Annotated in this window: 15 protein-coding genes and 1 pseudogene; 9 read left to right on the plus strand and 7 right to left on the minus strand. The window is 38.9% G+C overall.

All coding sequences use genetic code 11. The annotated features are described in order from the left end of the window. From VB733_RS05585 to VB733_RS05600, 4 genes are all read left to right on the plus strand, one after another. Positions 1–184 (plus strand): hypothetical protein (locus VB733_RS05585; RefSeq protein WP_323339111.1); only part of this gene is annotated, 184 nt, incomplete at its 5' end. Beyond that, positions 105–962: a glycine--tRNA ligase subunit alpha gene (gene glyQ / locus VB733_RS05590; protein WP_323339112.1), complete on the plus strand. Its 858-nt coding sequence runs from the start codon at positions 105–107 to the stop codon at positions 960–962. The genes VB733_RS05585 and glyQ, both read left to right, overlap by 80 nt. 284 nt (positions 963–1,246) lie before the next feature. Continuing rightward, the gene (locus VB733_RS05595) at positions 1,247–1,723 is read left to right on the plus strand and encodes a DUF4079 domain-containing protein (RefSeq protein WP_323339113.1); all 477 of its coding nucleotides are present in this window, start codon (positions 1,247–1,249) and stop codon (positions 1,721–1,723) included. Between the two features lie 154 nt (positions 1,724–1,877). After that, a complete protein-coding gene (locus tag VB733_RS05600) occupies positions 1,878–4,229 on the plus strand; it encodes a ComEC/Rec2 family competence protein (RefSeq protein ID WP_323339114.1) in 2,352 nt (783 codons plus the stop codon). 27 nt (positions 4,230–4,256) lie between these two features. Here the strand turns inward: VB733_RS05600 and coaE are convergent, their stop codons facing one another. From coaE to VB733_RS05620, 3 genes and pseudogenes are all read right to left on the minus strand, one after another. Beyond that, positions 4,257–4,850: a dephospho-CoA kinase gene (coaE, locus tag VB733_RS05605; protein ID WP_323339115.1), complete on the minus strand. Its 594-nt coding sequence runs from the start codon at positions 4,848–4,850 to the stop codon at positions 4,257–4,259. A 163-nt stretch (positions 4,851–5,013) separates the two neighbouring features. Beyond that, positions 5,014–6,623: pseudogene (gene cobA, locus VB733_RS27495) on the minus strand (uroporphyrinogen-III C-methyltransferase). Positions 6,624–6,772: 149 nt separating this feature from the next. Then, on the minus strand, positions 6,773–7,240 hold the full coding sequence (locus VB733_RS05620; RefSeq protein ID WP_323339118.1) for a tetratricopeptide repeat protein: 468 nt from the start codon (positions 7,238–7,240) through the stop codon (positions 6,773–6,775). A 342-nt stretch (positions 7,241–7,582) separates the two neighbouring features. Between VB733_RS05620 and VB733_RS05625 the strand changes: the two genes are divergently transcribed. After that, positions 7,583–7,816: a hypothetical protein gene (locus VB733_RS05625; RefSeq protein ID WP_323339119.1), complete on the plus strand. Its 234-nt coding sequence runs from the start codon at positions 7,583–7,585 to the stop codon at positions 7,814–7,816. A gap of 33 nt (positions 7,817–7,849) precedes the next feature. Here the strand turns inward: VB733_RS05625 and VB733_RS05630 are convergent, their stop codons facing one another. The 3 genes from VB733_RS05630 to VB733_RS05640 form a co-directional block, all read right to left on the minus strand. Next, positions 7,850–8,782, minus strand: coding sequence for a homogentisate phytyltransferase (locus tag VB733_RS05630; protein WP_323339120.1), 933 nt, complete (start codon positions 8,780–8,782; stop codon positions 7,850–7,852). Positions 8,783–8,858: 76 nt separating this feature from the next. Continuing rightward, complete coding sequence (gene rph, locus VB733_RS05635; RefSeq protein WP_323339121.1) at positions 8,859–9,599, minus strand: ribonuclease PH; 741 nt, start codon at positions 9,597–9,599, stop codon at positions 8,859–8,861. 232 nt (positions 9,600–9,831) lie between these two features. Next, positions 9,832–10,380, minus strand: a complete 549-nt coding sequence (locus VB733_RS05640; protein WP_323339122.1) for a nucleoside monophosphate kinase — start codon at positions 10,378–10,380, stop codon at positions 9,832–9,834. A 361-nt stretch (positions 10,381–10,741) separates the two neighbouring features. Here VB733_RS05640 and VB733_RS05645 point away from each other — a divergent pair, with 361 nt between their 5' ends. Both VB733_RS05645 and dcd read left to right on the plus strand, forming a co-directional pair. Further along, positions 10,742–11,278: a P-loop NTPase family protein gene (locus tag VB733_RS05645; RefSeq protein ID WP_323339123.1), complete on the plus strand. Its 537-nt coding sequence runs from the start codon at positions 10,742–10,744 to the stop codon at positions 11,276–11,278. Positions 11,279–11,473: 195 nt separating this feature from the next. After that, a complete protein-coding gene (dcd, locus tag VB733_RS05650; RefSeq protein ID WP_416336293.1) occupies positions 11,474–12,067 on the plus strand; it encodes a dCTP deaminase in 594 nt (197 codons plus the stop codon). Between the two features lie 89 nt (positions 12,068–12,156). On the opposite strand, the gene thyX is transcribed toward dcd, so the two are convergent. Next, positions 12,157–12,879: an FAD-dependent thymidylate synthase gene (gene thyX / locus VB733_RS05655; RefSeq protein WP_323339125.1), complete on the minus strand. Its 723-nt coding sequence runs from the start codon at positions 12,877–12,879 to the stop codon at positions 12,157–12,159. Positions 12,880–13,056: 177 nt separating this feature from the next. Between thyX and VB733_RS05660 the strand changes: the two genes are divergently transcribed. Both VB733_RS05660 and VB733_RS05665 read left to right on the plus strand, forming a co-directional pair. Continuing rightward, complete coding sequence (locus VB733_RS05660) at positions 13,057–13,272, plus strand: chlorophyll a/b-binding protein (protein WP_323339127.1); 216 nt, start codon at positions 13,057–13,059, stop codon at positions 13,270–13,272. A 216-nt stretch (positions 13,273–13,488) separates the two neighbouring features. Further along, positions 13,489–14,070 (plus strand): thioredoxin family protein, encoded by a 582-nt coding sequence (locus VB733_RS05665; protein ID WP_323339128.1) that lies wholly within the window; start codon positions 13,489–13,491, stop codon positions 14,068–14,070. Positions 14,071–14,086 lie beyond the last annotated feature (16 nt).

Raw genomic sequence — 14,086 nt, forward strand, 5'->3', positions numbered from 1 at the left:
TTTTTTTCTTGCCTATGACGATCGCCTTCGTGCTGCTTTGAGCAACAATGGTTTATGCATTGTGCAGAGAAAGGAAAGAGCTAGTGGATTTTCAATCAATAATTTTGGAGTTACATCGTTTTTGGCGCGATCGCGGTTGTTTAATCGCCCAGCCCTACGACATGGAAAAGGGAGCCGGAACTAAGAATCCCCACACTTTTTTAAGGGCTTTGGGACCAGAGCCTTGGGCTGTCGCATATATAGAACCTTGTCGTCGTCCCACAGATGGACGCTATGGCGAAAACCCAAATCGGTTTCAACATTATTATCAGTATCAAGTTTTGATCAAACCTTCCCCGGATAACATCCAAGAAATTTATTTAGATTCCCTCAGAGTATTGGGAATTCATCCTGAAGACCATGATGTGCGCTTTGTCGAAGATAATTGGGAAGATGCAACAGTAGGTGCTTGGGGTACTGGTTGGGAAGTTTGGTTGGATGGGATGGAAATTACCCAGTTTACTTATTTCCAGCAGTGTGGAGGAATTGATTGTCGTCCGGTTTCAATTGAAATCACCTATGGTTTGGAACGATTGGCGATGTATCTTCAAGGTGTAGATGCGATGACTAAAATCCAATGGGCGGAGAATATTACCTATGGGGATATTCACTTGCAAGGTGAGATTGAGCAGTGTGTGTATAATTTTGAAGCATCAAATCCGGAGATGCTGTTAAATCTATTTAATTTGTATGAAGAGGAAGCACAGCAATTAAATAATCGGGGTTTAGTTTTACCAAGTTTGGACTATGTCATTAAATGTTCGCATATGTTTAATTTACTGGATGCAAGAGGTGTAATTTCAGTAACAGAACGAACACGATACATCGGTAGAATTAGACATTTGGCGCGAAAGGTTGCCCAAATGTATGTGGAACAGCGCGAAAAGCTTGGTTATCCATTGCTCAAAAATACAGCTAGTTAGAAATTATTGGATGTGCCCTTTTCCAATGGAAGAGGGTTATTTATTCAGATATTGTCGAATCTGCTGACTTTTCGTACAAATAAATTCAAGATGTAAAAATTAATACAGTTTCCCTGAGAAGAAGACTCAAAAATACCTGGTACAGAGGTATGGAGAGATATAGGGAGATGGATGTCAGCATATCTTGGAGAAGTTTCGTCAGAGGTTCTCGCTTGCAAAATCTCCATATAAGAATCTATGCTGTTTACTGGGATTAAGTTTTATTACAGAAATTTGAGAGCAGAATGGGTACTAAGTTAGCTGATATTTTAGAACCGATCGCAGCATGGTTTCGCAGTTTCAATGTTCCGGAACCGATTATCCATTGGGGACATCCAGTCATGATGGGTATTGTGATTTTTGTTTTGGGTAGTTACGTGGTTTATGCGGGTTGGCAAGGAAGATTGCTCGAAGATAAGGAAGTGGCAATTAAAAGTCGTAGTGAGCATCGCAAACTTGCTCCTTTAATGTTTACGTTTATGGCTTTAGGCTATACGGGTGGTTTGTTATCTTTAGTGATGCAAAAACAGCCGATTCTGGAGAGTCCACATTTTTGGACTGCTTCAGGTGTTTTGGTATTATTAGCAATTAATGGTGCGATTTCTAAATTTTTTGCTGGAAATGCTGGTTTACGCAACCTTCATGCTTATTTGGGTAGTACAGCATTTTTAGTTTTGATTGTACATGCTGTATTTGGGTTGAAGTTAAGTATTAGTATTTAGGTTGAACAGTAGCATTATGTATAATAAAATTCACCAACTCAAAATTTAAGGTTGGTTTGAGGGTACTTTGAGATTATAGAGATTAAGCCTGCTTGTGCAGGCTGATTTTTTTGATAGTGACAATAAGGCTCAAATTTTTGAGATAAGAAGTCCCATGATTCAGGCGAGTGGTGTAATTATATGTCTTGGCTATATTCTCGGATTGCTATTTAGTGCAATTCCTGGGGGTGGTTTTTGGATATTCGGTTTGGGTTTGATAGGTGTAATTCTCTTTAGAAGAGGGCGAAATCATAGCCGTACAATACCACCCAGTAAAACAAGAGGATTGGAAAAATCAAGACATGTACCCTCATTACCACGAGTTTATCCGCATCCGAGAATATGGTTAATTGCAGGTTTACTGGGTTTGTTGGCAAGTTTTTATCTACAGTATCGGGTTCCCCAACCAACAACTAATGATGTAAGTAAGTCGGTGCCTCCAGGGAATAATAGCAATCAAGAGCAACTTTTTGTAGTACGGGGGACTGTAACTAGCACTCCACGTTTGACTCGTACTTCCAAGGGACAGTTTTGGATGGAAGCAAAGCAGTTAGATGAGGTGAAAAATGCAGATGGTGGTGGAGGTAAGGGAGTTTCGGGCAAATTATATGTAACTCTACCTTTACTACAGGCAACTGGATTATATCCGGGACAGCAAATTGCTGTGACTGGTGTTTTGTATAAACCAAAAGCTGCTGCCAACCCTGGTGCTTTTGATTTTCGAGAATATTTACAGAAAGAAGGTGTGTTTGCGGGGTTAAGTGGACGACAGGTAAATATTCTGAATGAAGATAAAAAGTGGGGATGGTGGAAGTTTCGTGAGCAAATTGTGAAATCTCAAGTTAGTTTTTTGGGTGTTCCCGAAGGTCCACTTGTCAGTGCTATGGTTTTAGGTAGTAAAGCTGTAGATTTACCTTATGATATTCGCGATGGATTTGTGCAGGTAGGTTTAGCCCATGCCTTAGCGGCTTCTGGGTTCCAAACTTCGTTAATTTTGGGTATTGTCTTAGGCTTAACGAAACGTGCTACAAGGAAAACTCAATTTACAGTAGGGTGTTTAGCTTTACTAACGTTTTTATGTTTAACTGGGTTTCAACCGGCGGTATTGCGTGCCGTGGTGATGGGGTTTGCAGCTTTAATAGCTTTACTGTTAGGTAAAAAAGTTAGACAGCTAGGTTCTTTATTAGTAGCGGCAACTTTATTATTAATCTTTAATCCTTTATGGATTTGGGATTTGGGTTTTCAATTGAGTTTTTTGGCAACCTTAGGGTTAATTGTCACAGTTCCCGCAATCACGACAAGATTGGGATGGCTACCACCAACGATCGCATCTTTGATTTCTGTGCCTTTAGCTGCTACAATCTGGACTTTACCCTTACAGTTGCATGTTTTTGGGGTTGTACCATCCTATAGTTTGGTGTTAAATATTGCCAGTACACCATTGATTTCGGTAATTAGTATTGGTGGATTTATTAGTGCGATCGCATCTTTGATTGTACCTGGGATTGGGAGTGCGATCGCGGGTATTTTGCATTATCCAACTGACTGGTTGTTGAGACTAGTAGATTTTTTTAGTAATTTACGAGGAAATTCATTTGCTGTTGGTAGCATCACTGTTACGCAAATGTTTATTATCTATATAATATTAATTTTGATTTGGTTGGTACGTTGGTGGCAACGTCGTTGGTGGATAGGATTAGGAATTGCACTAACTTTAGTATTAATTCCAGCTTGGCATCAAGCCAATACGTTATTTCGAGTGACGATGTTAGCGGCTAGTAGTGAACCGGTTTTAGTAATTCAAGACCAAGGCAAGGTAACGTTAATTAATAGCGGTGATGAAGGTACGGGACGCTTCACAATATTACCTTTTTTGCAACAGCAGGGTGTGAATCAAATTGATTGGGCTGTTGCTTCTGATTTTCAAGGGAATGGAAGTAGGGGTTGGCTAGAGTTATTGCCAAAATTACCAGTTAAAGTATTCTATGATTATGCAGCTAGAGCTGATAATGTTCTGACTAGTGGAGTCATTCAGAAGCAATTACAACAAAACCAAGCTACATATCAAATTCTTAGTGTTGGTCAAAGTATAAACATCGGTTCTGCGATTCTGCAACTAGTTAATGAACAATTACCGATTTTACAGATGCGAATTCACGATAAAGATTGGTTATTTGTCGGGAATCTCAAACCAACTGAATTACGACAATTAATTAAAGCTGGAAATTTACCTCGTCCTCAAGTATTGTGGTGTCAACCGCGATCGCTTAAGGAACTGGTTCCATTATTGCAGCCGGAGGTGACAATTACAACTAGTGCTGACATTGAGCCTAATATTGTCTCTGCATTAGGTGATGTGAAGACACAATTATTATTTACAGGTAAAGATGGAGCAATTCAATGGACACCAAATGGACAATTTGAAGCATTTATTCAAGCAATGGAAAATAAATCTTCTGTTTTTTAAAAGTTTTTGGCTGTCAGAAAACTAAAATTAAATTACTTTTGCCTGATTTATGGCAGCATCTACTGATTTCAAGAGCATTTCCAAACTTCGCGAATTATCCAAGACAACATCAGCAAGCTTTATTTTCTCTGATAAAGGCATTTGGCTCTGAATTCTGGCTTGCGCTTGTTCTAAAGTTAAATTATTTCTCTGCATTAATCTGGCTAATTGCTGTGCTTCAGAGCAACTCACAACCCAAGTTTCTGTAACTAAATTAGTCAAACCAACCTCAAACAACAAAGGAATCACTAAAATTAATGTTTCGCAAGTAAATTTAGTAATTTCTTGATTGAATTTTTCTCTCACATAAGGATGAATTAAGCTTTCAATCCAAACACGTTCATTATGGTTTTTAAAAACTATTTCTCCTAACTTTTGACGATTCAAACTATTATCTGCAAGTAAAATATTGTCATATCTTTGAGAAATTTGTTTTAATATTGGCGAATCAACAGCAACTGCATCCCGTGCATAAATATCAGCATCTAGAATCGGTAATTGATATTTTTCGGCAAGATACTTAGACACAGTGCTTTTACCCGTTGCAATCCCACCTGTTAAGCCAATCAGACGTTTTTTCATTAGTTATTTTTGTGAGACTAAGAGTGGGACGCACAATAATTTCATTGACATCAACATACAAATGCGATCGCACCTGCGGAAACCCTACATCTCTCCAATTCGACTTGTGCGCCCCTAAAAGCTATGATGATTAGATGATCGCGATCGCCTCACCAATTTTATTTTACTGACTTGCCCATTTAATCAAAGCTTGCGTTAATCCTGGCAAAGTGTATTCCTCAGCTTCAACATCAACACGTCCAATTAAATCTTGACAGCTTTTGGAAGTTTGGGGACCAATTGAAGCAATACAGATACCTTCCAAATAACTGCCCAACACATTTTCAGGGAACACTCTTGTTGCTAACTGGCAGAAAAATTTGACAGTTTTGGAACTTGCAAATGTAATGATATCGACATTTCCACTTTGCAAAGCCAATTCCGCCGAAGGAGGTATATGACTAGGACAGCAAGATTGGTAAGCTGCAACTTCAATCACTTCTGCACCTTTTTGTGTTAATTCTTTCACCAAAACTTCCCGTCCACCACTTTCGACACGGGGAAATAAAATCTTGAGATTAACCAGTTCTTCGGGAAAATTCTCAACTAACGAGTCAGCAACAAAATTAGGAGGGATAAAATCGGCTTGTATGCTATGTTTCTGCAAAGACTGAGCAGTTTTTTCACCCACAACAGCTATTTTTATACCAGTCAATGCACGCGCATCTTTACCTTGGGCAAATAATCGTTCAAAGAAATATTCAACGCCATTGCTAGAAGCCAAAACTAACCAGTTAAAACTCGATAAATTTGCGATCGCATTATCCAATTTATCCCAATTTGATGGGGGACCAATTTCTAATGCTGGCATTTCGACAACGTTTGCACCGGATTCAATCAGCAATTCACTAAAATAACTCGATTGTCCTGCTGAACGTGTCACCAATACTGTTTTACCAGCTAGAGGTTGCTGGGTAGAGGGAATAGGGGGCGTAAAGATGTTGGTAGGCATGATTTTGGAGTGTTGATTACCTAATTACCTATCAGAGTTTCATCTACCTCTATATTCTCAGGTTGAAGATATTTGCGTAACCCCACAACTTCACCAATTATAATTACTGTTGGCGAAAGCGACACACCTGCTGTAATTTCCAGTATTGTTTCTAATGTTCCCGTCCATATTTGCTGACGCGCTGTTCCACAATAACGCACCACAGCTACAGGCGTACTCCGGCTTTTACCATGTTTAACTAATTGGTGTACTACTTCTGGAAGATTTTTTCCCCCCATTAAAACCACCAGTGTCTCAATTCCCGCCAATGCTTCCCAATTCAAAGCTTCGGGTTCGTGTGCTGTCACTACTGCAAAACCTCGACTCAAGACTGCATCTGTCAAAGGAATACTGGCAAATAATGGGGCTGCCAATGCTGAAGAAATGCCTGGCACAATTTCAAAAGTACATTTTGCTGTTTTCAATGCTTCAATTTCTGAGGTACAGCGTCCAAAGATAAATGGATCACCTGATTTTAAGCGAATTACTTGTTTACCCTCTTGGCAATAATTAACTAGCAACTGATTAATTTCAGTTTGCGGTGTACTTGGTTTACCTCCACGCTTCCCTACTTCTAACTGTAAACAGTCTAAAGGTACTAAATTCAGCAATTCAGTATCCACGAGCGCATCGTAAATCAATACTTCAGCTTTCTCCAACAGTTTGTAAGCCTTGATTGTTAGGTAGGCAATATTACCAGGTCCAGCGCCGACAAGATAAACTTTACCTTTTTGCGAAGTCATTTTTTTTAGATTTAAAAGCCACACAAGTCAATTTTGATCAATCTATCACTGCCTAAATCTGTCTATATCTAATAGAGTTATTTAGAACAGTTACTTACAGCAGTTACTGGGTTTTTATCTACAGGAAAAGGCGAATTTAGTTAGAATATTTAGTTTTGATTAGTTTTCAGCTTTTGCAACAGTTGATTAACTTGTTCAGCTTGCTGCGGTTGTTTTTGTGTTTGGAATAAATCACGAGATTTTTCTAGATTAGTAATAGCTTCAGTCCTATTTCCCTGAGCAATAAAAGCGTTACTCAAACGTAAATAGGCATCAACTTTTTTGGGTGCGCGTTGAATTACATCCTGAAACTCTTTCATTGCCTCTTTGACTCTATCTTGTTGCATTAAGCAGTCACCTAATAACAGATGGACAACATCATTAGTGGAGTTAATTGCAATGACTTGTCGAAAAGTCGCTTCCGCAGCTTCGTAGTCTTTTTTTTGATAGAGTGTTACCCCTTTCTGATAGAGGTTTGAGGTAATTAAAGTTTTCCAGGCAAAATAAATCAGGATGGCAGCAGCAAAAAATACAATAGTCGCTGCTATTAAATTAGTAGGGCTTTGAAAAATTTCCATCGTTTGTCCTTAATTATGCTTTGATTTGCATATATGCTAATTCTTCGCAGTGTCAGTATATTAGCAGTTCTTAACAACTGCATAAACTGACTTTAATGACACCCATAACATGAGTAAGGCAGATATATGACTTGAGATGGTTGCAAATTCTTTTACTTTCGTGAATTATGTAAATTTTCAGGTTGCTACGGGAGAAGAGAAACACAAGGTTCAGCAGGTAGATTGAATTAAATATCAAACTAGAAGTGAGTGTGCTACAGACGCTTGATTGGTTTTGAGTGTAAACAGGTACTTAATATACTTCAGAGATATTAAATATTGGAAAGATGGAGATACAACGATATGTTGACATCTATTTGGCTATGGATTGGTTTATTCGCGTATTTTGCAGGAGTTGCGATCGCTTGGCGGGAATTTCAAGCTAGAATTCAAGAATGGGAGGAATATAGTAATTTTCCGATTATTTGGACAGCTAAGATAGTGATGACAGCTTGGTATTTTCTGAAATCTTTGATTTGGTTTTATGACTTGCTTTTGGAAGATGATAAAGCAGTTGATACAGTCATCAATAATTAGGAGCCAAAATAAATTAGACTTATCAAAGTTTTTTCAGTCTAATAAACAAGCGACAGGAAAAATTAAATACTCTAGAAAAAACAGTTTCCAAATAAACTGATAAAAACTAGCTATTGAAATTCTATCTTCTAAGTTAACTTGCTGACTACGCCACCACATTGCCACTAACGGAATTATATGGCTAAAAATTAGAAAATTTGAATTGATACCAGTAATTTGTAATAAACCAGCAAAAATTATGCCTAAATAACAAACAGTAATTACCCAAAGAGAAAGTTTAAAAACTGACTCCTTACCGAGTTTGATTGAGAGGGTAGATATATTATATTGTGCATCTCCTTCCATATCAGGAATATCTTTAAAAATGGCGATCGCAAATGTAAAGACTATTACAAATACTGTCAGCAACCAGACAGATACAGGAATATTAGGAATATTGATTGTTTGTTGGAAAAGAGAATTATAGTGCAAATACAATCCTAAATTAACAATTGCTCCCCGCACCGAAAAAATACAAATAGCAGCCCAAAATGGAAACCTTTTTAAACGAATCGGTGGCAAAGAGTAAGCAGTACCAATCGCCAAACTAACGGCAACCATCCCGAATAAATATTTACCTTGAGTCATGGCAATAATCAGCGCCAAAACTCCTGTGATTGCTACAATTAATTTTCCAGTTAGTAATGAAAAATCGCCCGATGCTAAAGGTAAATGGGGTTTATTGATTTTATCGATCGCAATATCTTCAAGTTGATTCAAGCCGACAATATAAACATTGCCGCACAAACAGGCAATCCACGCACCTAATAAAGGAATCACAGTAAAGCTAGCATCAGCTAAACCAATTGCTATCAAATATAATCCTAATGCACTTAAAGTAGTGCCAATAATCGTATGCGGACGTGAAAACTTCCACAAAGAATATAACCAAGCACCCTGAGATTGAAGTCCGAAAACATTGCTCATAAAAATACGTAATTTGTAATTTTTAATGACTAATATCTAACAGCAAACAGTAAATAATCAGCGATGAATAGTATCACTATCCCACATACAAATCATCCCAATCGCAAATGGCTTCCCTCTGTAACATCAAAAGCTGTTGAATACCTTTTTCAGAAAAATCCATAATTTGATTGAATTGTTGCCTGCTCAAATAGCCATCCTCAGCAGTTCCCTGAACTTCAATAATTCCCAAATGCTGATTCATCACTACATTAAAATCAGCCGTAGCAGTCACATCTTCAACATAATTTAAATCTAAAAACGCTTCCCCTTGCAATAACCCTACCGATATCGCCGCAATCTGTCCAATCAAAGGAGAACGTTCTAAAATTCCTTGCTGTAACAATTTAGAAATTGCATTCGCTAACGCCACAAACCCACCCGTAATTGCTGTTGTACGTGTGCCTGCGTCAGCCTGTAGCACGTCTGCATCGACTGTCAAGGTCTTTTCGCCCAAAATACTAAAATCTAGCGCAGCTCGCAAACTGCGCCCAATTAATCTTTGAATTTCCTGTGTCCGTCCCGATAACTTCATTAACTCGCGATCGCTCCGTTGCTGCGTTGCTGACGGCAACATCCGATACTCAGCAGTTAACCAACCTTTGCCACTACCTTCAAGAAACCTGGGTACTCCTTGACTCAGACTCACAGTGCAGAGTACATGGGTATCGCCACATTTAGCGAGTACGGAACCAGGCGCATACCGAGTAAAGTTTTGCTCAAAACTGACGGGACGAAGTTGTAATGGTTGTCTACCGTCGGGACGTTGCCAATTCATCGGATTTGCCTCCAATTTCTGCTTGATTTTAGGAGAATACAACCTGAAGGCGAAACTGTAAAATAAGGTTATAAGAATATTTATAAAAGACTAATCAAAGACTTTTATTCTATCTTCAATGACTATTGCATCATCTTTGGAAATTAGTTTGAATAATAATTCCTTAATCTTACAAGCAAAAGGTCGATCCGTAGAATCATATCAAACCACAAAACTTTTCTCGATATCAATTTCAACCCACAAGAGAAATAATCTTTTCCAAAACCATATCCGGTGATTGATCCCCATTGATGGTTAACAAACGGCGGCGACGGTCATAATATTCCAAAATGGGAATAGTCCTGTCATAAAACAATTCTATGCGACGCTGGACAATCTCCGGCTGGTCATCGGGTAAAGAACGCCCCAAGGAACGACTCACCATTACTGCTTCCGGAACCTGTAAATAAATTGCCCAATTTAACTTTTGTCCCAAATGATCAAGTAAAAAATCTAACTCCTCCGCTTGAAACGCAGTACGCGGATAACCCTCCAAAATCCAACCACGCCCAACATCAGCCTCCTTGAGACGCGATCGCACAAATTCTATCATCAACTCATCTGGTACAAGTTCCCCTCTCTCAATAAAAGGTTGAGCCAACTGACCTAATTCCGAATTACTGGCAATCGCAGCGCGTAAAACATCACCAGTAGCAACTAAAGGAATTTCCAAGTGACTACCAAGGTGTTGTGCCTGCGTACTCTTTCCTGAACCCGAACCCCCTAAAATCACTAATCTCACAAAAACACTCCTCTGATTCCAGTCAAAATTACAACGTTCTCAATCTGTTGTGCCCAAACAAACAGCAAATGTAACATTGACTAATTAGCTGCTACCACTCCCAGCTTGAATCAAATATTTACTTACAGAGATTAGTTTTTATTTTTACTCGCACTGATTGAGAAAAGTATCCAGAAAATGCGAATATATATCTTTACCACTCTTGACTTAGGTCCGAGCCTAATGTTTGACTAAGAATGCAACATGGTCAATAAACCATTTCTTCGCAAAATTACAGAAAACTTCAGATTTATAGGTAAGTTTTCCATGCAAATATCAGCAAATTCGCTTTAACTTATTGTGTATTTTTAAACATTTAGATATGGCTGTGCAGTTAGAGACTCCTAGCGTAAATTCGACCCTAAAATTACCGTATACCGTTGAGGGTCTTATACAAGTTTTTACTACCTCGCATCGTGACTTTTTTACTTCTGTAATGGCACAATCACTGAGAATTGCCGGACAAGGTACTTCTGTACTAGTTGTGCAGTTTCTCAAAGGTGGTATTAATCAAGGGCATGAAAAGCCAATACAATTAGGACAAAAATTAGATTGGATTCGTTGCGATTTGCCCCGTTGTATTGATACACCACACCTTGAAGAAAATGAAACCGAATCTTTACAGAAGTTGTGGCAACATACACAAAAAGTGGTATTGCAGGGTAAGTATTCTCTCGTTGTCTTAGACGAACTCAGTTTAGCGATTAATCTCGGTCTAATTTTAGAAACCGAAGTTTTATCATTTTTAGCCCAACGTCCTACCAATGTGGATATTATTCTCACTGGACCCGAAATGCCCAAATCGATTTTGGATGTGGCTGATCAAATTACTGAAATTCGCCGTAGCCAAAGACCTTGAAACCAATAGATTATGAGAGAGTATGAGTTGATTTTCCAATATTTCCACAAATATTTTAGAAATATATTGGCGATCGCTCCATTGCTTCCCCCATATTTCCACAAGTTTGCTATGGGCACACTCCCCAGTGACAACATTCGCAAGGTATTCTAATAACTCTATTCGGATACTTCGAGCCACTTGAAATTATTAAACGTGATTAAGAACGATATTTGGATTAAGGCAATGGCTCAACAGGGCATGATAACCCCCTTCGAGCCAAGTTTGATTCGCGAAACCAACGAAAATGATGTTACACGTCGTGTCATCAGCTACGGATTATCTTCCTATGGATACGATATTCGTCTCTCCCCTAAAGAGTTCCGTATTTTTCGTCATATTCCTGGAACTGTTATCGATCCCAAAAATTTTAACCCCCAAAATCTGGAATCAAGTCAACTTCATACTGATACTCAAGGTAGTTACTTTATACTTCCCGCTCATTCCTATGGTTTGGGTGTAGCCCTAGAAAAACTGGCAGTACCAGGTAATATTACGGTTATCTGTATCGGTAAAAGCACATTTGCTAGATGTGGAATCATTGCCAACCTCACCCCAGCTGAGGCTGCTTGGAGAGGTCATTTAACCCTAGAATTTTCCAATTCTTCGAGTGCTGACTGTCGCATTTACGCAAATGAGGGTGTGGTGCAATTACTATTTTTAGAAGGGGAGCCTTGTGAAACTAGCTATGATGCCCGCCAAGGTAAATATCAAGACCAAGATGAGATTGTGACGTTAGCCAAAGTTTAATCAGGATTATTCTACTGACTATATTTCGGAGGTGAGAAAATGACTGCATCGCATTAACCTGCGTCACAGATCAACCCTCCGAAGACTTCTTAAGGGGAAAGCCTAGCTTTACCCAGACGACTAGATTTATACCAAGCCGCAATAGCAGGTGTCCATTCCTCAAGGTGGGGAAACATCATTTCGCACAGTTTTTGAATTTCCAGTTGTGCGTCTTTTTTGTAGCGTAAATCGAGGAAGTGCAAAAGCGATCGCAAATTAAAGCTGACGACAAAATGCTGGCGATAATCAAAAGGAACTTTTCCCCTTGCGTGTTCTTCGGACATCCCCGCTTCAAAATCCGCTTTGTAACGTTTTGCAGCTTCCCAACACCACTGTAAATCTGCTGAACGCTGTTCGGGGGAATAATAATATTTTTTGCCTTGGCGATCGCTATAGTAACCGACTGGGCGCAGGTAGAAAACATCCTCAATATCTTTTTTACCATCAACTACATCGATTACTTGAATACCCGTATATCTATAGGACTGCACATCAAATGATACGCCCGTGCGATGCGTCCGTGCTTGCTGCATAACGCTGTGAGGAAAGTAACCACAGTTGAATACTATTTGGGGATGTTCAGTACATCCAAAGTGTCCTCTATCACCCGCCAATAAGCGTTTGACAATAATCTCGCCACATTTCTCTTCACTCGGAAAGCGATCGCGTTCATCATATACAAATGCCTCCGTGTAGTCTTGGTGCATGGCGGCATATATCACTTGCTGGGGATTTAGGGTTTTGGCAAGAACTTCTACACGGAATCGCTGCATGACCTACCTGGAAATTGGTTTTATCTAAATATTTTTCTCAGTCCTCCATCATATAACTCAAGCAGGAAACGGGAAAGAGGAAAACCCGGAAGAAAAATAATGATTAATCTTCTTTACAAAAAGATACAGTTTGCTTTACAATTAGTTACATAAAGAAAAAATATTTCAGGAAATCCCATGACTTATAAAGGTGCTATTGTTGACGAGACTGGTAAATTAAATAATTTTGCGGTTGAACCTAAGGTATATGTAGACGTTCAAGGCGATCGCACAGGCTTTACTCCCTATGCAGAGTTACTTAACGGACGTTTGGCGATGATTGGTTTTATCTCGCTGATTGCCTTGGAAGTATTTACCGGACATGGTATTTTTGGTTTTTTACAAAATCTGTAAGATGCAGATGGCGGATGGAAAAATTTAATAGAGCAAATTCTAGGGGTGCAAGAAATTGCGCCCACGTTTATTTATTAACCTTGATTTAGTTTTGTTAAGCTCCTCATCCCATAATTTGTGGATGTTCTCCTAGTGGGAAGATAATAAATAACAAGTGAAGTCTTTAAGACTGATAAGCTAGAGATTATGAATAAATCTAGATTATTGGATTAATTTATGGCTTTAACTGCGTCTACAATGCTGTCACTGGGAACAAAAGCATTAGATTTTGATTTACCTAATGTGGTGGCGGGAGAAAGAATTTCGCTGGCTAGTTTTGCCGATAAACAAGCAATCCTAGTCATGTTTATTTGCCAGCATTGTCCTTTTGTCAAGCATATTCAAAACGAATTATCAAAATTAGGAAAAGATTATTTGCATAGCAGTTTGGGTATTGTGGCTATCAGCGCCAACGATGCCGAGAAATACCCAGATGATGCACCCGCAGCTTTAAAAAAGATGGCGATAGAACTTGATTTGCAATATCCTATTTGCTACGACGAGACACAGGATATTGCCAAACTGTATACAGCAGCATGTACACCAGATTTCTTTTTATTTGATAGACAAAGAAAATTAGCGTATCGCGGACAATTAGATGACAGTCGTCCCAGTAATGGTTTACCTGTAACGGGTTCAGATTTACGTGCCGCAATCGATGCTGTACTTGCGGGTAAAGAAATAGTCAGGGAGCAAAAGCCAAGTATTGGTTGTAATATCAAATGGAAACCCGGCAATGAACCTAGTTATTTTGGCTAATTGTGAATAGGTGAAC

The sequence above is a fragment of the Calothrix sp. UHCC 0171 genome, assembly GCF_034931845.1.
Taxonomy (GTDB): Bacteria; Cyanobacteriota; Cyanobacteriia; order Cyanobacteriales; family Nostocaceae; genus Brunnivagina.